Source organism: Pantoea sp. C8B4, assembly GCF_051336905.1.
Lineage (GTDB): Bacteria > Pseudomonadota > Gammaproteobacteria > Enterobacterales > Enterobacteriaceae > Pantoea > Pantoea rwandensis_B.
Genome location: NZ_JBGMNK010000012.1, coordinates 87,102 through 109,254, shown reverse-complemented (window position 1 = coordinate 109,254; position 22,153 = coordinate 87,102). Strand labels below are relative to the sequence as shown.

General features: G+C 55.2%; 17 protein-coding genes. 9 read left to right on the top strand and 8 right to left on the bottom strand.

The genetic code is table 11. The features are described from left to right. Positions 1-69 precede the first annotated feature (69 nt). The 4 genes from argH to argC all read right to left on the bottom strand — a co-directional run bounded on the left by argH (position 70) and on the right by argC (position 4,546). On the bottom strand, positions 70-1,443 hold the full coding sequence (gene argH, locus ACCW76_RS15680) for an argininosuccinate lyase (RefSeq protein ID WP_436339095.1): 1,374 nt from the start codon (positions 1,441-1,443) through the stop codon (positions 70-72). A 76-nt stretch (positions 1,444-1,519) separates the two neighbouring features. Continuing rightward, complete coding sequence (locus ACCW76_RS15675) at positions 1,520-2,737, bottom strand: argininosuccinate synthase (RefSeq protein WP_436339094.1); 1,218 nt, start codon at positions 2,735-2,737, stop codon at positions 1,520-1,522. Between the two features lie 15 nt (positions 2,738-2,752). Then, positions 2,753-3,526, bottom strand: a complete 774-nt coding sequence (gene argB / locus ACCW76_RS15670) for an acetylglutamate kinase (protein WP_038644108.1) — start codon at positions 3,524-3,526, stop codon at positions 2,753-2,755. Positions 3,527-3,541: 15 nt separating this feature from the next. Further along, complete coding sequence (gene argC, locus ACCW76_RS15665; protein ID WP_045815742.1) at positions 3,542-4,546, bottom strand: N-acetyl-gamma-glutamyl-phosphate reductase; 1,005 nt, start codon at positions 4,544-4,546, stop codon at positions 3,542-3,544. 169 nt (positions 4,547-4,715) lie between these two features. On the opposite strand from argC, the gene argE reads away from it, so the two are divergent. After that, positions 4,716-5,864 carry an acetylornithine deacetylase gene (gene argE, locus ACCW76_RS15660; RefSeq protein ID WP_045815696.1) on the top strand — a complete coding sequence of 383 codons (1,149 nt, stop codon included), beginning with the start codon at positions 4,716-4,718 and terminating at the stop codon, positions 5,862-5,864. Positions 5,865-6,110: 246 nt separating this feature from the next. Further along, a complete protein-coding gene (gene ppc, locus ACCW76_RS15655) occupies positions 6,111-8,762 on the top strand; it encodes a phosphoenolpyruvate carboxylase (protein ID WP_045833619.1) in 2,652 nt (883 codons plus the stop codon). 231 nt (positions 8,763-8,993) lie between these two features. On the opposite strand, the gene metF is transcribed toward ppc, so the two are convergent. From metF to metB, 3 genes are all read right to left on the bottom strand, one after another. Continuing rightward, positions 8,994-9,890 (bottom strand): methylenetetrahydrofolate reductase, encoded by an 897-nt coding sequence (metF, locus tag ACCW76_RS15650; protein ID WP_038644102.1) that lies wholly within the window; start codon positions 9,888-9,890, stop codon positions 8,994-8,996. Positions 9,891-10,106: 216 nt separating this feature from the next. Beyond that, positions 10,107-12,539: a bifunctional aspartate kinase/homoserine dehydrogenase II gene (locus ACCW76_RS15645; RefSeq protein ID WP_436339092.1), complete on the bottom strand. Its 2,433-nt coding sequence runs from the start codon at positions 12,537-12,539 to the stop codon at positions 10,107-10,109. 2 nt (positions 12,540-12,541) lie between these two features. After that, positions 12,542-13,702 (bottom strand): cystathionine gamma-synthase, encoded by a 1,161-nt coding sequence (gene metB / locus ACCW76_RS15640; protein ID WP_436339091.1) that lies wholly within the window; start codon positions 13,700-13,702, stop codon positions 12,542-12,544. 277 nt (positions 13,703-13,979) lie between these two features. Here metB and metJ point away from each other — a divergent pair, with 277 nt between their 5' ends. Then, on the top strand, positions 13,980-14,297 hold the full coding sequence (gene metJ / locus ACCW76_RS15635) for a met regulon transcriptional regulator MetJ (protein ID WP_034823729.1): 318 nt from the start codon (positions 13,980-13,982) through the stop codon (positions 14,295-14,297). A gap of 76 nt (positions 14,298-14,373) precedes the next feature. On the opposite strand, the gene rpmE is transcribed toward metJ, so the two are convergent. After that, on the bottom strand, positions 14,374-14,589 hold the full coding sequence (gene rpmE, locus ACCW76_RS15630; RefSeq protein WP_021506837.1) for a 50S ribosomal protein L31: 216 nt from the start codon (positions 14,587-14,589) through the stop codon (positions 14,374-14,376). 396 nt (positions 14,590-14,985) lie between these two features. Here rpmE and priA point away from each other — a divergent pair, with 396 nt between their 5' ends. The 6 genes from priA to rraA all read left to right on the top strand — a co-directional run bounded on the left by priA (position 14,986) and on the right by rraA (position 22,149). Beyond that, on the top strand, positions 14,986-17,184 hold the full coding sequence (priA, locus tag ACCW76_RS15625) for a primosomal protein N' (RefSeq protein ID WP_436339089.1): 2,199 nt from the start codon (positions 14,986-14,988) through the stop codon (positions 17,182-17,184). Positions 17,185-17,351: 167 nt separating this feature from the next. Then, a complete protein-coding gene (cytR, locus tag ACCW76_RS15620; protein ID WP_038644093.1) occupies positions 17,352-18,389 on the top strand; it encodes a DNA-binding transcriptional regulator CytR in 1,038 nt (345 codons plus the stop codon). A 171-nt stretch (positions 18,390-18,560) separates the two neighbouring features. Next, the gene (ftsN, locus tag ACCW76_RS15615; RefSeq protein WP_038644091.1) at positions 18,561-19,451 is read left to right on the top strand and encodes a cell division protein FtsN; all 891 of its coding nucleotides are present in this window, start codon (positions 18,561-18,563) and stop codon (positions 19,449-19,451) included. A 179-nt stretch (positions 19,452-19,630) separates the two neighbouring features. Continuing rightward, positions 19,631-20,167, top strand: coding sequence for an ATP-dependent protease subunit HslV (hslV, locus tag ACCW76_RS15610; protein ID WP_071845580.1), 537 nt, complete (start codon positions 19,631-19,633; stop codon positions 20,165-20,167). A gap of 5 nt (positions 20,168-20,172) precedes the next feature. Further along, on the top strand, positions 20,173-21,510 hold the full coding sequence (hslU, locus tag ACCW76_RS15605; protein ID WP_045815700.1) for an HslU--HslV peptidase ATPase subunit: 1,338 nt from the start codon (positions 20,173-20,175) through the stop codon (positions 21,508-21,510). A gap of 153 nt (positions 21,511-21,663) precedes the next feature. Further along, the gene (rraA, locus tag ACCW76_RS15600; protein WP_034823742.1) at positions 21,664-22,149 is read left to right on the top strand and encodes a ribonuclease E activity regulator RraA; all 486 of its coding nucleotides are present in this window, start codon (positions 21,664-21,666) and stop codon (positions 22,147-22,149) included. The last annotated feature ends 4 nt before the right edge of the window (positions 22,150-22,153 follow it).

Here is a 22,153-nt window from a genome sequence, read left to right as displayed (position 1 = left end):
GTGCCTATAACAATATGTATTTCTGAAGCTAGAGGTTGGCGGGCTACCGAAAAGGAGCCCGCTCTTTTTTTATGCCAAACGCTTTTTCGCTTCAGCGATGGCAAATGCAACTTGCTGAGGCGACACACCGCCCTGTGCATTACGCTTGTCGAGGCAGGATTTCAGCGACAGAATCGGGTAGACGTCATCCTCAATCACCGCACTGAACTGCTTCAATTGCGCCAGGCTTAACGCTTCCAGCGCCACGCCCTGCTTGATCGCTTCAACCACGGTTTCACCGACAATGTGGTGCGCTTCACGGAACGGAACGCCTTTGGCCACCAGATAGTCCGCCAGTTCAGTGGAGTTGGCGTAACCCTGTTCCGCCGCTTCCTGACAACGTGGGCGTTTCACCTGAATACCGTCCAGCACCAGTACCGACATGTGCAGACAATCAACCCAGGTATCGAGTGCATCGAACAGGCCTTCTTTGTCTTCCTGCATGTCTTTGTTGTAGGCGAGCGGCAAGCCTTTCAGTGTCATCATCATGCCGGTCAGTGCGCCTTGTACACGGCCACATTTGCCGCGAATCAGTTCCAGTGCATCCGGGTTCTTTTTCTGCGGCATCAGTGATGAGCCTGACGTTACTTTGTCAGACAGCTCAAGGAAGCCCGCTTCGCCAGTGTTGAAGAAAATCAGGTCTTCTGCGAAACGTGAAAGGTGAATCATGCCGATTGAGGCATCCGACAGCAGCTCCAGCACGTGGTCACGATCAGACACGGTATCGAGGCTGTTGCGTGTGGCAGATGCGAAGCCTAACCAACCCGCCAGCTGCTGGCGATCGATTTCATACGCGGTACCGGCCAGTGCGCCACAGCCCAGCGGGCTCACGTCTAAGCGCTTCAGCGTATCCTGCAGACGGCTTTCATCACGCGCCAGCATTTCTACATAGGCGAGGCACCAGTGTGCAAAAGTCACCGGCTGCGCGCGCTGCAGGTGCGTATAGCCTGGCATCACCGCATCCTGATTAGCTTCGGCGGTGGCAACGAGGGCAGATTGTAATTCGCGCGTGGCGTCCAGCAACACCGCGACCTGCTCTTTACACCACAGTTTCAGATCGGTAGCGACCTGGTCGTTACGGCTACGGCCGGTGTGCAGTTTTTTACCCAGTGCACCCACTTTGTCGATCAGCTTGCCCTCGACCCAGCTATGGATATCTTCGGCATCGCTTTGCAGAATCTGTTCTGGATTGGCGCGCACTTCTGCCAGCAGTTCATTCAATGCGACGTCCAGTTGCTGCTGCTCTTCGCTGCTCAGCACATTGACGGTGACCAGCGCCTTAGACCACGCTATCGAACCGGTGATGTCCTGCTCCGCCAGACGATAGTCAAAACGCAGTGAGTCATTAAACTGTTTGAACCGTTGGTCTGCTGCCTGCGAAAAACGTCCGCCCCAAAGTGCCATCTCTCATACTCCTGAATTCTGTTAAAGAAAGGGCGGCCCGAAGCCGCCCTTGCAAAATGTGATATCTGCTGCGGTGTTACTTCTTCTGCTCGTTCAGTGCACGAATGCGTGAAGAGAGAGAGAACAGACGGATGAAGCCGCCCGCGTGGCTGTGATCGTACACTTCGTCTTCGCCGAAGGTGGCGAACTCTTCTGAGTACAGGCTGTTCGCCGAGGTTTTCTGAATCGCAATGGCCTGGCCTTTATACAGCTGCAGCACCACTTCGCCATTCACCTCTTCTGCCAGTGATTCGGCAGCGGCCTGGATAGATTTACGCAGCGGTGCGAACCAGCGACCGTCGTAAACCACGTAAGACATTTCATGGCCCAGCTGCTCACGCCATTTGAAGCTATCACGATCCAGTACCAGCTGCTCAACCGCACGCAGCGCGTTGACCATAATGGTGCCGCCAGGAGTTTCATAGCAGCCGCGAGATTTGATACCGACCAAACGGTTTTCCACGATGTCGATACGACCTACGCCGTGTTTTGCACCCAGCACATTCAGTTTTTCCAGGCACTGGAACGGGCTCAGCTTCTCGCCGTTTACCGCCACCACACGACCTTTCTCAACGGTCACGGTGACGTTCTCTGGCTGATCTGGCGCTTCCAGTGGATCAACGGTCCAGACCCAGCAATCTTTGTTCGGTGCGTTCGCTGGGCTTTCCAGCACGCCACCTTCAGTTGAGATGTGCCACGCGTTCTCATCACGGCTGTAGATTTTTTCCAGTGATGCAGTGGTCGGGATGTTACGCACTTTCAGGTAATCCAGCAGCGCTTCACGTGAACGCAGATCCCACTCACGCCATGGCGCAACCACTTTCAGCTGTGGTGCCAGTGCGGTATAGGTGGTTTCGAAACGCACCTGGTCATTACCTTTACCGGTCGCACCGTGGCAAAGTGCGTCTGCACCCACTTTCAGTGCCAGTTCAACCTGCGCTTTCGCGATGATAGGACGAGCCATTGAGGTGCCCAGCAGGTAAGTGCCTTCGTACAGCGCACCGGTTTGCAGCACGGGATAAACGTATTCGCTGATGAACTCTTCACGCAGGTCAGCAACGTGACACTCAGATGCACCAGACTGCAACGCCTTCTTCTCAACGCCTTCCAGATCGGCTGGGTCCTGGCCAATGTTGGCCACGAATGCCACCACTTCACAACCGCCGTAATTCTCTTTCAGCCATGGAATAATGGCCGAAGTATCCAGACCGCCAGAATAGGCCAGAACGATTTTTTTGATGTTTTGCGTGCTCATGTCTTAAATCCTTGATTATGCGAGAATCCGGGTGCCAATCGACACGCCGTTGAAAAGGGTTGGCAGCTGTTCAGCATGGCGCCAGCTGGCGATATCAACCGGACGACCTAAAGTACGTGCGGCATCGAGTGCCGCGTTCACTTTAACGATCATGCCATCAGTAATAATGCCCTGATCGATCAGCTGCTGTGCTTTCTCGGCCGTCATCTCTTCGATGCGTTGACCTTTGCCATCGAGAATACCGCTGACATCTGAAAGCAGTACTAAATCAGCACCAATGGTCGCAGCCAGCGCGGTCGCCGCCTGGTCAGCGTTGACGTTCATCAAATCGCCGCCGTCAGTAATACCGATGGAGCTGATCACCGGCATATAGCCCGCGCTCAACAAGGTATTTACCAGCGCTGGATTACCTGGCGTCGCGTTGCCCACATGGCCAAGTTCCTCGTCGAACTGCGCCACGTTCACCAGCCCCGCATCACCGAGGCATAAGCCAACGGCACCAATGCCATACTTCTTCGCCCAGGCCAGCAAGGTCTTGTTCGCTGTACCCGCCAGGGCACCAGTAATAATGTCAATCTGATCGGCTGGCGTCACGCGCAAACCGTTCTTCTTTTTCACTGGCAGAGCGAGCTTCTTCATCAGCTCGTCAACCAGGCAGCCGCCGCCGTGCACAATGATCAGCGGACGCTGATGTTCATTGCGGTAGGCCAGCAGCGCATCAAACAAGCGGGCCAGCGCTTCTTCGCTATCCAGCAGCACGCCGCCCAGTTTAATGATTAATGGATTCATGGCAGTTTCCGTCCGTTAAATCAGTGACAGCGTTTCGGGGAAGCCGAAACGAATGTTTAAGCATTGAACCGCCTGCGAAGAGGCGCCTTTCAACAGGTTATCTTCGGCCGCCACCACAATCAGATGTTCACCTTGCATGGCAAAACCGATATCGCAGAACGGTAAACCGACGACTGCTTTCAGCGCCGGCACACCTTTTTCATACACGCGAACCAAGGGTTTGTCGTGATACGCCTTGTGGAAGGCATCCGCCACATCCTGCTGCGTCACGCCTGCTTTCAGGCGGCAGGTGGTGGTCGAAAGAATTCCGCGCGGGAAGCTGCCCAGATGCGGGGTGAAGATCACGGGCGTACCGAGGTGTGCCACGATTTCAGGATGATGACGATGGTTGAACAAGCCATACGGCTGCAGGCTCACTTCGCAGAAGCTGGTGCCGACGTTGGCTTTACGCCCTGCCCCGCTCACACCACTGGTAGCATTGATCACCGGCCATTGTGCATCGTTAAGCAGTCCCGCTTCGACCAGTGGTTTTAACGACAGCTGCGCCGCCGTGGGATAACAACCGGGTACCGCCACCAGCTGCGCATCTTTGATTTTTTCATGCTGCCATTCGGCCAGGCCGTATACGGCTTTATCCAGCCAATCCTGATGCTGATGGCTGAAACCATAATATTGAGTATAGAAAGCATCATCGTTGACACGGAACGCACCGGAAAGGTCGAACACCACACAGCCTGCTTTGAGGAATTCGGGTGCCAGATCGTGGCTGACTTCATGCGCGGTCGCGAGGAATACCACATCGACTTTGTCTGCCCACTCGGAAGCCTCACTCAGCGGCTGCAGCGGCAAATCGACAATGCCTTTCAGCTGCGGATGCAGATCGGAGAGTAATTTTCCGGCGTCCGGGCTTTGCGCTGAAACCGCCAAAGCGGTTATGTTCATATGCGGATGGCGATTCAGGTAAGTGGCAAGCTCTACGCCAGCATAACCACTGGCACCAACGATCAGCGTATTCAACATCAGGCTGTAACCCTTTTTACAGTCACTCATTCCGGGTCGCGGCTTTGCCCCGTTGCCCACGATGCCGTTTGCAGATGATTTTACTCTTCACTTGCAAGCGACGTTATTGTATTTTTATTCACTATTAATGCATGAATATTGATACATCCTAACCCAAGGACCGTCAACAGTGAAGACAAAATTACCACCTTTTATCGAACTCTACCGCCAGCTGATTGCCACACCATCGATCAGCGCCACCGACAGCGCGCTGGATCAGAGCAATGAAACTTTAATCAATTTGCTGGCGGGCTGGTTCCGCGATTTAGGCTTCAGTGTTGAAGTCCAGCCAGTCCCGGGGACGCGTCATAAATTCAACATGCTGGCACGCAGCGGCTTGGGTGCGGGTGGCCTGCTGCTGGCCGGTCATACGGACACCGTTCCGTATGATGATGGCCGCTGGACGCGCGATCCTTTCACCTTAACCGAGCACGACAACAAGCTGTACGGTTTGGGTACCGCAGATATGAAAGGTTTCTTTGCTTTTATTCTGGATGCGCTGCGTGACGTTGACGTGACCAAACTGAGCAAGCCACTGTACATCCTCGCCACCGCCGATGAAGAAACCACCATGGCCGGTGCAAAGTACTTTTCCGAATCCACTCAGCTGCGTCCGGATTGCGCCATCATTGGTGAGCCGACCTCACTGAAGCCCGTGCGTGCGCACAAAGGCCATCTGTCGAACGTGATTCGTATTCAGGGTCAGTCAGGCCACTCCAGCGATCCTTCACGCGGTGTAAACGCCATTGAGCTGATGCATGAATCCATTACCCAGCTGATGCAACTGCGCAATACCCTGAAAAATCGCTATAACCACGATGGATTTGCGATTCCTTATCCGACCATGAACTTTGGTCACATTCACGGTGGCGATGCTGCAAACCGTATCTGCGCCTGCTGCGAATTGCACATGGATATTCGCCCGCTGCCGGGCTTAACTCTGAGCGATTTGGATGGCTTGCTGAATGAAGCATTGGCGCCAGTGAGCGAACGCTGGCCGGGGCGTTTAACGGTAGGTGAACTGCATCCGCCGATTCCTGGCTACGAATGCCCCGCCGATCATGAGCTGGTAAAAGTGGTGGAGAAACTGCTGGGTGTGCCGACTGAAGTGGTGAACTATTGCACCGAAGCGCCATTTATCCAGCAATTGTGTCCAACGCTGGTTTTAGGCCCGGGATCGATCAATCAGGCCCACCAGCCAGATGAATTTATCGATACCGCATTTATTAAGCCAACTCATGCGCTTATCACGCAGGTTGTTCAGCATTTTTGTCACTGATTAACAATAGATGGGGCAATTCACTGTTAAAACAGTAAATTGCCCGGTCATTGTTCGGGATTTGATAATAAGAATAACTTATCTCGCTTCCCCTCAAGTTAATTCTATGAATTTCCGGTAGTTAGCAGCGAATTATCGTCAATTTAAGTCAATTGACGAACAGGAAGAACCGTGGCTAGATAAAAGACGATGTTATGCCCGTTGGGTGTAAGGGTACTTTCAAGACGATAAGGGTGTCAGGGTCAAATGAACGAACAATATTCCGCAATGCGAAGTAATGTCAGTATGCTCGGCAAACTGCTCGGGGATACGATAAAGGATGCACTGGGAGAGAACATCCTCGATAGGGTGGAAACTATCCGCAAACTCTCTAAGTCCTCCCGCGCAGGCAATGACACCGATCGTAAGGAACTGCTGAACACGCTGCAAAATCTCTCTAATGACGAGCTGCTGCCCGTCGCGCGTGCGTTTAGCCAGTTCCTCAACCTGACCAACGTGGCAGAGCAGTATCAGACCATTTCCCGCAGCGGCGATGGTGCGAACAATCCTGAAATCCTGAAGAAGACCTTTGAGCGTCTGAAGCAGCAAAACGACATCAGCGAAAGTTCGATTCGCCAGGCGATTGAAGAACTGTCACTGGAGCTGGTGCTGACCGCTCACCCAACGGAGATCACCCGACGTACGCTGATCCACATGCTGGGCGAAGTGAATAGCTGCCTGCAGCAACTCGACCACAGCGATCTCTCCGATTACGAGCGCACGCAAGTCATGCGTCGCCTGCGTCAATTGGTCGCACAAGCCTGGCATACCGATGAAATCCGTAAGTACCGCCCAACCCCGATTGATGAAGCCAAATGGGGCTTTGCCGTGGTCGAAAATAGCCTGTGGCAAGGCGTACCGGCATTCCTGCGCGAGCTGAACGAGCAAGTTGAAGAGACCTTTGGTATTAAGTTGCCCGTCGATTTCGTGCCGATTAAATTCACCTCGTGGATGGGCGGCGATCGCGACGGTAACCCGAACGTCACCGCGCCAATCACACGCCATGCGATGCAGCTAAGCCGCTGGAAAGCCGCCGATCTGTTCCTGCGCGACGTGGGCGTGCTGATTTCTGAACTGTCGATGTCCGAATGCAGCGATGAAGTGCGTGAGCTGTGCGGCGATCCAGAAGCGCTGGAACCGTACCGCATGATTCTTAAGCGCATCCGTGGCCAGCTGATGACCACGCAAGCTTATTTAGGCCGTCGTTTGAAAGGCGAGCGCCTGCCGCGCCCTGCCGATCTACTGGTATCAAACGATCAACTGTGGCAACCGCTGTTCGCTATCTATCAATCTCTGCAACAGTGCGGCATGGGCATCATTGCGAATGGCCAGTTGCTGGATACGCTGCGTCGCGTGAAGTGCTTTGGCGTGCCGCTGGTGCGTATTGATATCCGTCAGGAGAGCACCCGCCACACCGAAGCGATTGCGGAAGTGACGCGCTATCTGGGGCTGGGTGACTACGAAAGCTGGTCAGAAGCCGACAAGCAGGCGTTCCTGATCCGTGAACTGAACTCCAAACGTCCGCTGCTGCCGCATCAGTGGGAGCCGGGCGACAACACGCGCGAAGTGCTGGATACCTGTAAAGTGGTGGCAGAAGCGCCACAAGGCTCTATCGCCTCTTACGTGATTTCGATGGCGAAAACGCCGTCGGACGTGCTGGCGGTGCATTTGCTGCTGAAAGAAGCCGGCATTCCTTACGCGATGCCAGTAGCGCCACTGTTCGAAACCCTCGACGATTTGAACAACGCCAATGACGTGATGACGCAACTGCTGAATATCGATTGGTATCGTGGCTTCATCAACGGCAAACAGATGGTGATGATTGGTTATTCCGACTCGGCGAAAGATGCCGGCGTGATGGCCGCCAGTTGGGCGCAGTACGAAGCACAGGATGCGCTGATCAAGACCTGTGAGAAAGCTGGCATCACCCTGACGCTGTTCCATGGACGTGGCGGTTCAATCGGTCGTGGCGGCGCACCTGCGCACGCTGCACTGCTGTCGCAACCGCCGGGCAGCCTCAAAGGCGGCCTGCGCGTGACCGAACAGGGCGAGATGATTCGCTTCAAATATGGTTTGCCAGAAGTCACTATCGCTAGCCTGTCGCTGTATACCGGTGCGATTCTGGAAGCCAACCTGATGCCACCGCCAGAACCTAAGCGCGAGTGGAAAGAGATCATGAACGGTTTGTCAGCCCATTCCTGCGCCATGTATCGCGGCTATGTGCGTGAAAACCCGGACTTCGTACCGTACTTCCGCTCGGCCACGCCAGAGCAAGAGCTGGGTAAACTGCCACTCGGTTCACGTCCGGCGAAGCGTCGTCCTACCGGCGGCGTGGAATCACTGCGTGCGATTCCGTGGATCTTCGCCTGGACGCAGAACCGTTTGATGCTGCCAGCCTGGCTAGGTGCTGGTGCGGCGCTGCAAAAGGCGATGGATGAAGGCCATCAGGATCAGCTGGAAGCGATGTGTAGCCAGTGGCCGTTCTTCGCCACCCGTCTTGGCATGCTGGAGATGGTGTTCTCGAAAGCCGATCTGTGGCTGGCGGAATACTACGATCAGCGTCTGGTGGATAAATCACTGTGGCCTCTGGGTCTGCAGTTGCGCGATCAGCTGGCTGCGGATATTAAAGCCGTGCTGACCATCGCCAACGATGCGCACCTGATGGCTGACCAGCCGTGGATCGCCGAATCTATCGCGCTGCGTAACGTTTACACCGATCCGCTCAACGTATTGCAGGCTGAACTGCTGCATCGTGCACGTGCGCAGGAAGAGCGTGGTGATGAGCCAGATGCGCGTGTTGAACAAGCGCTGATGGTGACGATTGCCGGTGTGGCAGCGGGTATGCGTAATACCGGCTAGTTGCGATATGCGCTAATCATGAAGGGGCCAATCTGGCCCTTTTTTTTGGGCGGTGCGCGTCGCGGGAAGAGGCGGCAATTACGTAAAGTCGCTGTCTCGTCCCTGATCGCTCGGCGTGCGCCATCCATGGCGCCCAACGCTTTACTCCATTTGCCGCCTCTTCCCGCTGGGTAACATGGTGCAAATAAAAAAGAGGGCGCATTGGCCCCCTCATAATTCAATTTAAGAAAATCAGGCCGTTAAGGTTGGACGCACACCCAGCGTGTGACAGATGGCGTAACTAAGCTCTGCGCGGTTCAGCGTATAGAAGTGGAAATCCTTCACCCCTTCACGCGACAGAATTTTCACCATGTCCATGGCGATGTTAGCGCCGACCATTTTGCGCGTTTCTGGATCGTCATCCAATCCGGCAAACATCGCGTTCATCCAGCCCGGCACGCGCACGTTGGTCATGGTGGCGAAACGCTGTAACTGCTTAAAGTTCGATACTGGCAAAATGCCCGGCACGATTTCGACATCAATGCCTGCCGCGACACAGCGATCGCGGAAGCGCAGATAGCTTTCGACATCAAAGAAGAACTGCGTAATAGCGCGGTTGGCACCAGCATCAACCTTACGCTTCAGGTTGATCAAATCCGCTTGCGCACTTTTCGCTTCAGGATGCACTTCCGGGTAAGCGGCTACAGAGATATCAAAATCGCCCACTTCTTTAAGCAATTCGACCAAATCAGCGCCGTACATCTCAGGCTTGCCGCCGCCCGGCGGTAAATCACCGCGCAGCGCCACAATGTGACGGATACCGTTGTCCCAGTAATCACGCGCGATGGTGCGCAGCTCATCACGCGTGGCATCGATGCAGGTCAAGTGTGGAGCCGCTTCCAGGCCGGTGCGCTCTTTAATGCCTTTGATGATGCTGTGCGTACGGTCGCGCTCGCCAGAGTTCGCACCGTAAGTTACGGAGAGGAATTTCGGTTTAAGGATGCTCAGTCGATCAATCGAACTCCACAAGGTTTCTTCCATTTCACTGGTACGAGGCGGGAAAAATTCAAAAGAGACGTTAATTTGCCCGTTCAGCTCAGCCAGGCTTTGGTTCAACGCTTCGCGCTGATTGGCGTGAAAGAAACTCATCCAGATTACCTCGTCGTCACATATCGATTAACTTGCGGCCTGCGAACATCCATACGTTTAGACGTCCAGATGCACAAAATGAACCATTAGCGCGTTAGCGTCAACTTAAAATTAATGTACAGGCGTGACAAATATTCAATCAAGTTGAAAGAGTTTCATGTTCGCGGAGAGGGTGAAAAGCGCAGACGGCGGGCACCGTCTGCGTTACAAGGCAGGTTACAGTAGCTGTGCGAGGCGATTGATATCCGATTGTAACGCACCGGCTGTCACATCACGGCCGGCGCCTGGCCCACGGATCACCAGCGGATTGTCACGATACCAGCGGCTTTCGATAGCAAAAACGTTATCGCACGGCAGCAGTGAAGCCAGCGGATGTTCCGGACGCACCGCTTCCACCCCCACACGGGCTTTACCGTTGGCATCGAAACGTGCCACATAGCGCAGCACCAGGCCCATCTCCTGTGCCGCTTCAAAGCGTTGCAGCATTTGGTCATTCAACTCGTCGGCATTCTCGAAGAAGTGGTCAATCGATTCTTCTTCGCAATCCGACGGCACCAGCGATTCAACACGTACCTGATCCGGCTCGATGTCATAACCGGCTTCACGCGCCAGGATTACCAGCTTGCGCATCACATCCTGCCCCGACAAATCCACGCGCGGATCGGGTTCGGTGAGACCTTGCTGCCAGGCCTGATCCACCAGCTCACTGAACGGCACGGTGCCATCAAATTGCAGGAACAGCCAGGACAGCGTGCCGGAGAAAATACCACTGATGGCCAGAATGCTGTCGCCGCTTTCACGCAGATCGCGCACCGTATGGTTCACCGGCAATCCTGCGCCTACCGTGGCGTTATACAGCCAGTGACGACCGGTTTTGGCGAACGCATCACGAATCTGCCGCCAACTCTGGCTGCTGGATGCGCCTGCGACTTTGTTCGCGCTAATGACATGGAAACCGTGGCTGGCAAAATCAAGATACTGCTGTGCCAATGGTGCGCTGGCGGTGACGTCCAGAACCACTAAATCATCGAACGGATGGGCACGCATCCACAGGAACAGCGACTCTTCATCACGTTCTTCGGCTTCGTCATCAAAAAAGGCGAGCGCACGGCTGGCTTCCAGACCTTCGTAGCTCAGCAAACTACGACTGCTATCAGCCACGCCTGCCAGCACATACTCAAAGCCGGTACGCGCCGATAAGCCTTCCTGCTCGCGGGCAAACAACTCCAGCCAGCGTGAGCCGATATTGCCTTTGCCAAACAACATCAGACCGATGCGTTTTTCCGCGCGGAACAATGACTGGTGCAACCCCTGAATCAGGTGCTGTGTCGGTCCCACGCGCAATACGGCGACAATACTGATGTGATCTTCTGACTGCCAGACAAACTCAACCGGCTGGTCTTTGATTTGCTGCCAGAAACGATGGCTGTGCAGCGGGTTACGCGTCACGCCTGCACCGACCAACGCCACCAACGCTAAGCCATCGCGCAGTTGCAGATGACCCGGCAGCACAGCGTCCTGCAATAAATTGAATGCGCTGTTCACCACTTCGGAGGTATAGCAAAGTTGCAGTAGACGGCGGTCAGGATGGACGCCCATTGCTAACGGACGCAGTTGCGCACGCTTCAGCAGCAGATCGATCTCTTTCTGCTGCGTTTTGAAATCGTGGTTTTCCGGGATGTGAATCTCTACCAGGCACACATCGTCGTGGCTGGTGACAATACGCGCGCCGGTACCGGAAGCCAGTACGCGCTCAATGCGCGTTGAGCCCTGCTCAGGTTGATAGCTGCAACGCAACTGCAGATCGATATCGCTATTCGACACGGGCTGCAGCGTACGGGTATGCAATACCGGTGCGGCCAGACGCGCCAGCTCGCTGGCCTCATCCAAACGCAGTAACGGCAGCAAACAGGCGTCGGACACTTTACGCGGATCGGCGCTATACACACCGGCCACATCGCTCCAGATGGTGACCCGGTTTACGCCTGCCAGCGCACCGATCTGGGTGGCTGAGTAGTCCGAACCATTGCGCCCCAGCAACACCGTTTCACCGGCATCGCTACGGCTGATAAAGCCGGTTACCACCAAACGCTTATGAGGATGTTGAGCCAGCAGCGCCTGTAGCAATGGCCAGGACTTACCTTCATCGACCTGTGGCTGCGCAGCACGTTCGGCACGCAGGAAGTCTCGCGCATCCAACCACGCAGACTCAATATCACGCTGGCTCAGCACCGCCGCCATCAGGCGTGCCGACCAGATTTCACCGTGCCCCACCACTTCGGCATACACCGCATCGGTGATAGCGCCGTCAAGCAGGGCCGCCAGACGTTCCAAATCGCGAATAAAGGCAGCGGTCAGCGTTTCAGCAAATTCAGCAGGCAACAGCGCAGCGATCAGTTCGCTGTGAAAACGGCGTAAAGCTTGTTGCACCTGATGGGCAGATAAGCGATCGCTCTGGCTCAGTTTAAGCCAGTTAATCAGCTGGTTGGTGGTGCTGCCTGCGGCAGAGACCACCATTAAATCGCCTGGCTGGCTGTAATCCGCCATGATGCTGGCGACACGCTGATAACAACGTGCATCCGCCAGGCTACTGCCACCAAATTTATGCAACTGCTTGTTCGGCGTTCCCGCGCCTGCTGAACTTGTCATGCTTACTCCTCGGCTGCGATCCGGAATGCATTTTCCAGATCGGCGATTAAATCTTCGTGATCTTCAATTCCGACAGAAATACGCAGCAGCGTTTCTGAAATACCCGCTGCCGCGCGCGCTTCCGCAGACATGCCGGCATGCGTCATGGTCGCGGTGTGCGAAATCAGGCTCTCCACGCCACCCAGCGATTCCGCCAGCGTGAACAACTGCAGCGCTTTCAGGAAGCGACGCAGACGTGCTTCATCAGCGTCGAGTTCAAAGCTGAGCATCGCACCAAAGCCACGTTGTTGACGCACCGCGTACTCATGTCCGGCATTTTCCGGCAGAGACGGATGATACAGTTTTTTCACCAGCGGTTGTTGCTTCAGGTAATCAACAATCGCCAGCGCATTACGCTGTGCTGCTGCCATACGCGGCGCCAGCGTGCGCAGACCGCGCAGCAGCAGGTAGCTATCAAACGCTGCGCCGGTTACACCAATATTATTCGCCCACCAGGCAAGATCCGTGGCCATCGCCGGATCTTTAGAAATCACCGCTCCGGCCACCACATCCGAGTGACCATTCAGGTATTTGGTACAAGAGTGGATCACCAGATCGGCTCCCAGCGCCAGCGGATTTTGCAATGCCGGACTCAGGAAGGTGTTATCCACTACGCTGATCGCACCCGCTGCACGCGCCGCCTGGCAAATGCCTGCGATATCTACCACGCGCAGCAGCGGATTGCTTGGGCTCTCCACCAACACGAGTTTAGGTTTCTCGGCCAGCGCGGCTGCCAGAGCGGCTTTGTCACCCTGATCGACAAATTTCACGCGATATGCACCGCGCTTGCTCAGGCTGTCGAACAGGCGATAGCTGCCGCCGTAGCAGTCATGTGGGGCAACCAGCAGGTCGCCCGGCTTCAGGAACACGGTGGTCACCAGATGAATCGCTGACATCCCGGTATTGGTTAATACCGCGCCCGCACCGCCTTCCAGTTCCGCCAGCGCGCGTTGTACCACATCACGCGTGGGGTTACCGCGACGTGAGTAGTCATGTGCACGCGGCTCATTAAAGTCGAGGAAGTTGTAGGTGCTGGAGAGGTGAATCGGTGGGACAACGCAGCCATATTGCTCGTCATCATTCAAACCGCTGCGTACTGCGATGGTTGCCTGTTTACGCGTCATGGTGCTTACTGTTCCTGAAGTGTAATAAGAAGTGGCAACAGGATAACATTCAGCGCATAGACGTCAATACATCTGGACATCTAAATGTCTTTGCGTATAGATTGAGCAAATCATCAATACCCGCTAAAATTACGCGTCATCGCCTGGTGTTCAGCGCGCTTTCCTGTGAAAAGCGATGCGTAAGCATAAAACCGGCAGTTTAAGCGGTCAGGCATCGAAAAATCGGGCATAATCAACGGATTTCCCCATATTCAACTTTTATTGATTAAGGTAACCCATGGCTGAATGGAACGGCGAATATATCAGCCCTTACGCTGAACACGGCAAGAAGAGCGAGCAGGTTAAGAAGATTACAGTTTCTATCCCGCTGAAAGTGCTGAAAATTTTAACGGATGAACGCACGCGCCGTCAGGTGAACAACCTGCGTCATGCCACCAATAGCGAATTGCTGTGCGAAGCCTTTTTGCATGCTTTCACCGGGCAGCCGCTGCCAAATGATGTCGATTTGCGCAAAGAACGCAGCGATGAGATTCCGGAAGAAGCTAAGCAGATTATGCGTGAGATGGGCATCGATCCCGACACCTGGGAATACTGAGTCCAGAAACAAAAAAACCCAGCCAAGGCTGGGTTTTTTCTTGCTGCCGAATCCGAAGATTCGATGGCAAATAATCTTATTTCTTGCTGCCTGGGATGCTGAAACGCTTGTTGAAGCGATCAACACGACCACCAGAATCAACAACACGCTGCTTACCAGTGTAGAACGGGTGGCATTTGCCGCACACGTCCAGGTTCAGGGTACCAGTCATGGTTGAACGGGTGTTGATCACGTTGCCGCAAGAGCAGGTGATGGTCACAGCTTCGTATTTCGGGTGAATACCTTGTTTCATGGGAGAACCTCATAAAAGGCCGTGTCGCTCTCCGTGCCAGGCGAACCTGCACAGCACCACACGCGGTTGAACAATTAAGTGTATCTTTGACAAGTCATCTCATCAAAGGCGGCATAGTATACAGAAATTGACCGCACCAGGCAAATAGCAGCCGTTTATTCTCTGAGTCACTCGAGCCATTGGGAGGCGGTAAACGCCCTCATCCCAGTCAATCTGATGGAAAGAGCGAGCGCAGCCAATGTGGCTATGCGGTGTGGGCTGTGGCTGTGGCTGTGGCTGTGGCTGTGGCTGTGGCTGTGGCTGTGGCTGTGGCTGTGGCTGTGGCGTGAAGTATGACGAGGGTTGCATCAGCGTGTACACTACTTCTCCTTATTACAGAACCGGATAGAGATCGACATGCCCGTTGTTCAGGTTGCCCTGCCCGTTCCGCTGCCTCGCCTGTTTGACTACCTTCTGCCCGCCGATGCTGCGCAGCCGATGGTGGGCGCGCGCGTCAGCGTGCCGTTTGGCAATCGTAAAATGATCGGTATTGTGGTGGCTGTAAAGGAAACCAGCGATCTGCCTTTGACTCAGCTCAAACCGCTGGAAAGCGTGCTGGACGATCAGAGCCTGTTCTCTCCAGCTCTGTGGCGCATCCTTAACTGGGCCGCCAGCTATTACCATTCGCCGCTCGGCGAGGTGCTCAACCATGCTCTACCCGTGCTGCTGCGCCAGGGAAAACCGGCTCAGGAAGCGCCACTCTGGCAATGGGTGGTCAACGATGCCGGACGTGAAGTGGCCATGGAGAGCCTCAAGCGTGCGCCGAAGCAGCAGCAAGCTTTGGCGGCACTGCGCCAACAGCCCCTCTATCGCCATCAGGTCAGCGAACAGGACCTGACTGACGCGGCACTGCAATCACTGCGAGCAAAAGGTCTGTGTGATCTGCGCGAACATGCGCCGCAGATGCACGACTGGCGCACCACCTTTGCCGTGAAAGGCGATCGCCTGCGTCTTAACACCGATCAGGCGATGGCTGTCGGTGCGATGCGCAGTGAAGATGACCATTATGCAGCGTGGTTGCTGGCGGGGATAACCGGTTCGGGCAAGACCGAAGTCTATCTCAGCGTGTTAGAGAATGTGCTGGCGCGCGGCAAACAGGCGCTGGTGCTGGTGCCGGAAATCGGTCTGACACCGCAAACCATTGCCCGCTTCCGTGAACGCTTCGATGCGCCGATTGATGTGCTGCACTCGGCACTCAACGACAGCGAACGTCTTGCGGTGTGGCTGAGAGCGCGCCGTGGCGAAACCGCGATTATCATCGGCACGCGTTCCGCGCTGTTCACACCGCTGGCGCGTCCGGGAGTAATCATTATTGATGAAGAACACGACAGTTCGTACAAGCAGCAGGAAGGCTGGCGCTATCAGGCGCGCGATTTGGCGGTGTTTCGCGCCCACGAAGAAGATATTCCCATTGTCATGGGTTCAGCGACGCCTGCGCTGGAAACCCTGCATAATGTGCGCGTTGGCAAGTATCGACAGCTCAATCTCACCAAACGCGCGGGTAACGCCAAACCGGCGCTTCAGCAGCTTATCGACCTTAAAGGCCAGCAGCTTAAAGGGGGACTTGCGCCCGCATTGCTGGGCAAAATGCGCCAGCACCTGCAGGCCGATAATCAGGTGTTGCTGTTCCTGAACCGTCGCGGATTCTCGCCAGCATTAATGTGCCACGACTGTGGCTGGCTGGCCGAGTGTCAGCGTTGCGACAGCTATTACACGCTGCATCAACATCATCGCCAACTGCGCTGCCACCACTGCGACAGCCAGCGCCCGCTGCCCAATCAATGTCCGGGGTGCGGTTCCACACACCTGATGCCGGTCGGCGTCGGTACAGAGCAGCTTGAGCAACAGCTCAGCACACTCTTTCCCGGCGTACCTGTGTCGCGCATTGATCGCGATACCACCAGCCGCAAAGGTGCACTGGAGCAGCATCTGGCGGATGTGCATCGCGGCGGCGCCCGCATTCTGGTTGGCACACAGATGCTGGCAAAAGGGCACCATTTCCCCGATGTGACGTTGGTTTCGCTGCTGGATGTCGATGGCGCCTTATTCTCCGCCGATTTCCGCGCCGCCGAACGCTTTGCTCAACTCTATACCCAGGTGGCCGGGCGCGCCGGGCGCGCCGGTAAACAAGGTGAAGTACTGCTGCAGACGCACCATCCCGAGCATCCGCTGTTGCAGACGCTGCTGCATCGTGGCTATTTCGCCTTTGCCGAGGAAACCTTGCTGGAGCGCCAATCGGTGCAGTTGCCGCCGTGGACCAGCCACGCGCTGTTCCGCGCGGAGGACATGGACAATGCGCAGGCCGCTGAATTCCTCACGCAGCTGCGCAATTTACTCGAAGCCAGCCCGCTGAAAGATGAGGCCATGTGGTTAATGGGGCCGGTTCCGGCACTGGCACCAAAACGCAGTGGACGCTGGCGCTGGCAACTGTTGCTACAGCATCCTTCGCGTAAACGCCTGCAACAGCTGCTGAGCAGTTCGCTACCGCTGATCTCCACCCTGCCCGCCGCGCGCAAAACCAAATGGACACTGGATATCGATCCCACCGAGAGTTAGGCCGCATAACATCTGCGAGCCAGATCGAAAAAAGTCGCACAAGTCACAATTTTTATGCAAATTAAGTAACAACCTCACCCGGCGTTGGGTTATCAATAGTGCCCATCCCGGTTGAAGCCCGGCAATGTCTGAAAATCAATGCGCTGTACCGCGTCAGGAGTTATACGTTGGACCAGAAGCAACCTTCATCTGCTGCCACCATGAAAGATGTGGCCGAGAAAGCCGGCGTGTCTACCGCCACGGTTTCTCGCGCGCTGATGAACCCGGAAAAAGTCTCGGCTGCCACCCGGCAGAAAGTAGAACAAGCGGTGATTGATGTCGGCTATGCGCCACATGGGCTGGCACGCAATGCCAAACGCGGCGAAACGCAAACCATATTGGTGATAGTGCCGGACATCTGCGATCCGTTCTTTAGTGAAATCATCCGTGGCGTCGAAGTCACGGCGGCGCAGGAGGGCTATCTGGTGCTGATTGGCGATTGCGCTCATCAGGATCAGCAGGAAAAAACCTTCCTCAACCTGATGTTGACGCGCCAAATCGATGGCATGGTGCTGCTGGGTTCACAACTGCCGTTCGATGCAGGAATTGAAGATCAGCGTAACCTGCCGCCGATGGTGATGGGCAACGAATTCGCCCCGGAAATGGCTCTGCCTACCGTGCACATTGATAACCTGACGGCGGCATTTGAAGCCGTCAATCATCTGCTGCAACTCGGTCATCGCCAGATTGCCTGCATTACCGGGCCGGAACATATCCCGCTCAGCCAGTATCGTTTACAAGGCTACATCCAGGCTCTGCGCCGCAGCAGTATCGCTATCGATCCCACGATGATTGTGCACGGTGATTTCACCTTCGAAGCCGGTGCCAGTGCGTTGAAACAGCTGATGAGCTTACCGCAACCGCCGAAAGCCATTTTCTGCCACAGCGACTTGATGGCATTGGGTGCGATGAATCAGGCACGAAAGCTGGGCATGCGCATTCCGCAGGATCTTTCCGTGGTGGGATTTGACGATATCGAACTGGCACAGTATTACGATCCCCCACTCACCACCGTGGCACAGCCGCGATTTGCCATTGGCCGCGAGGCGATGCTGCTGTTGCTGGATGAACTGCAGGGCAAACGCGTCAACAACGGCTCACGTTTACTCGACGCGGAATTACGCGTGCGCGGAAGCACCGCACCCGCCACAAAACGGGAAAAATAGTCTAGGCTTCACTGCATTTTCAGCGGATTCTGAAGGCAGACTCTGCTGGTCAAAGTTCCAGCCCTTGAGTAACATGACGCATTCGTTGCCGGGCAATTAACAGAACATTTACACCCGTCTTAATTTAGGGTTTCGCCCATTGGCATTTTTTTGAAGGGTATCAGAACGAAAGTGGCACAGAGAGATTATGTAGGCCGCGGGCGTTCAACAGGGACGCGTCGCAAAAAACCCGCTGCAGGCCGCAGTAAGAAAAGCAAAGGCGGCTCCGGCACGTCAAAGTTGATGATCGTACTGGCCGTGGCCGTGCTGGTCACCTTTGCCGGTGGTTTATGGTTCATCTCTCATCATAAAAAAGAAGAGACTGAGGTCATTCCGAATCATAAAGCCAACGGCAACGGCCTTCCGCCTAAGCCAGAAGAGCGCTGGAAATACATCAAAGAGCTGGAAAATCGCCAAATCACCGTGCCTACGCCGACGGAACCGTCTGCTGGTGGTGGTGTGCAATCACAGACCCAGCTGACGGATGAGCAGCGCCAATTGCTGGAGCAGATGCAGGCTGATATGCGCCAACAACCGACGCAGCTCAACGAAGTGCCGTGGAACGAACAAACTCCGGCACAGCGTCAGCAAACTCTGCAACGCCAACAGCAGGTGCAGCAACAACAGCAACAGATGCAGCGCCAGCAGCAACAGTTACAGCAGCAACAACGCCAACAGCAGTTGCAGCAACAGCAGGCGACGCGTCAACAACAACAGCCAGCGCCGATAACGCGTGAACCGGTGCAACAGCCGAAACCGCAGGAAACGGCAAAAGCGAAACCGGAAGAGAAAGCCGCTTCGCAGCGCTGGATGGTGCAGTGTGGCTCATTTAAAGGCACTGACCAGGCGGAATCTGTGCGCGCAGGTCTGGCCTTTGAAGGTTTCGAGAGCCGTATCACCACCGGCGGAGGCTGGAATCGCGTGGTTATCGGGCCGTTTAAAGATCGCAGCAGTGCTGACAGCACCGTCAAACGCTTACACAGCTCCGGACACAGCAGCTGCATTCCGCTCGCTTTACCCTAAGCGATAAGTGCTCACCCCTCTGTGCTTACATCTGTAAGTCACAAGGGTGAGCGCACCTGCCCTTTCAAGTAAGACAAATCTCGGGGTTGAAACCCTTCAAACCTACCCCATATCTGGTTGCATGATACTCCGTGCTCTGTGCGCGAAGTTCCTTATCCACTGCAACAAGGGGTCTGCCCGTGACAACAATAGTAAGTGTACGACGCAACGGCCGAGTCGTGATTGGCGGTGATGGCCAGGCTACGCTCGGCAATACCGTGATGAAAGGCAACGTGAAGAAAGTGCGTCGTCTCTACAATGACAAAGTGATCGCCGGTTTTGCTGGCGGCACCGCAGATGCCTTCACCCTGTTTGAACTGTTCGAGCGCAAGCTGGAAATGCACCAGGGCCATCTGGTGAAAGCAGCGGTCGAACTGGCAAAAGACTGGCGTACCGATCGCATGCTGCGCCGCCTTGAAGCGCTGCTGGCGGTGGCTGATGAAAACTCCTCACTGATCATCAGCGGTAATGGTGACGTGATTCAGCCGGAAAATGACCTGATTGCCATCGGTTCGGGTGGTCCTTACGCCCAGGCAGCGGCACGCGCCCTGCTGGAGAACACCGACATTGGTGCGCACGATATCGTTGAGAAGGCGCTGAACATCGCTGGCGATATCTGCATTTACACCAACCACAACATTAACTTCGAAGAATTACCGTCTAAGGCTAAGGACTAAACATCATGTCTGAGATGACTCCCCGCGAGATTGTCAGCGAGCTTAACCGCTTTATCATCGGCCAGGACGGCGCAAAGAAGGCCGTGGCGATTGCACTGCGTAACCGCTGGCGCCGCATGCAGCTCGACGAAGAGCTGCGCCATGAAGTGACGCCAAAAAATATTCTGATGATTGGCCCGACCGGTGTCGGTAAAACTGAAATTGCACGCCGTCTGGCAAAACTCGCCAACGCGCCTTTCATCAAAGTCGAAGCCACGAAATTCACCGAAGTGGGTTACGTGGGTAAAGAAGTCGACTCGATTATTCGCGATTTGACCGACTCCGCCATCAAAATGGTGCGCAGTCAGGCGATCGAGAAAAACAAATACCGCGCCGAAGAGATGGCAGAAGAGCGCATTCTTGATGTCCTGATCCCACCGGCGAAAAATAACTGGGGTCAGGCCGAGCACACTGCCGAACCTTCTGCAGCCCGCCAGTCATTCCGCAAGAAGCTGCGTGAAGGCCAGCTGGACGACAAAGAGATTGAGATCGATCTGGCCGCATCAGCAGCCGGTGTTGAAATCATGGCGCCTCCGGGCATGGAAGAGATGACCAGCCAGCTGCAGTCGATGTTCCAGAACCTCGGTGGACAGAAGCAGAAAGCGCGCAAGCTGAAGATCAAAGAAGCCATGAAGCTGCTGATTGAAGAAGAAGCGGCAAAATTGGTGAATCCGGAAGAGCTGAAGCAAGACGCTATCGAAGCCGTTGAGCAGCACGGTATCGTGTTCATCGATGAAATCGACAAAATCTGTAAGCGCGGCGGCCAGAATGCCGGCGGCCCGGATGTATCACGCGAAGGTGTGCAACGTGACCTGCTGCCACTGGTGGAAGGCTGCACCGTGTCCACCAAGCACGGCATGGTGAAAACTGATCACATTCTGTTTATCGCGTCAGGCGCTTTCCAGGTTGCCAGTCCGTCAGATCTGATTCCAGAACTGCAGGGCCGTTTGCCGATCCGTGTGGAGCTGCAGGCGCTGACCGTGAATGACTTCGAACGTATCCTGACGGAGCCAAACGCGTCTGTGACCGTACAGTACAAAGCGCTGATGGGCACAGAGGGTGTGAATGTTGATTTCACGGAAGACGGTATCCGTCGCATTGCCGAAGCGGCATGGCAGGTGAACGAAACCACCGAGAACATCGGCGCGCGTCGTCTGCACACCGTGCTGGAACGTCTGATGGAAGACATTTCCTATGACGCCAGCGATCGCAACGGCGAATCCATCACTATTGATGCTGACTACGTTGGCAAACATCTGGACGAATTGGTGGCCGACGAAGATCTCAGCCGCTTTATTCTGTAAGGGTTCCATCGTTATCCGCTGCCCGGCCACTGTGCCGGGCATTTTTTTACGCAGGATATTGATGCAGCGCTTTTTTTAGCGGGTGATGATTTTGCCAACAATCGTCAGATAGCGATATACTTACCGCTCCTGTGGCAAACAGACGATACCCTCATGAAATACGATACTTCCGAACTCTGTGACATCTACCATGAAGAAGTGAACGTGGTTGAACCGCTCTTTTCCAATTTTGGCGGACGCACCTCATTCGGTGGGCAAATCACCACAGTGAAATGTTTCGAAGACAACGGCCTGCTTTACGATCTGCTGGAAGAGAATGGCCGGGGTCGTGTGTTAGTGATTGATGGCGGCGGCTCAGTTCGTCGTGCGTTGGTTGATGCGCAACTGGCACGGCTGGCGGCGCAAAACGAGTGGGAAGGCCTGGTGATTTACGGCTCAGTGCGTCAGGTTGACGATCTGGAAGAGCTGGAAATTGGTATTCAGGCGATTGCCGCGATTCCGGTTGGTGCGGCGGGCGAAGGGATTGGCGAAAGCGACGTACGCGTTAACTTTGGCGGCGTGACCTTCTTCTCCGGCGACCATCTTTATGCCGATAACACCGGCATCATTCTGTCGGAAGACGCTCTCGATATCGAGTAAGCCA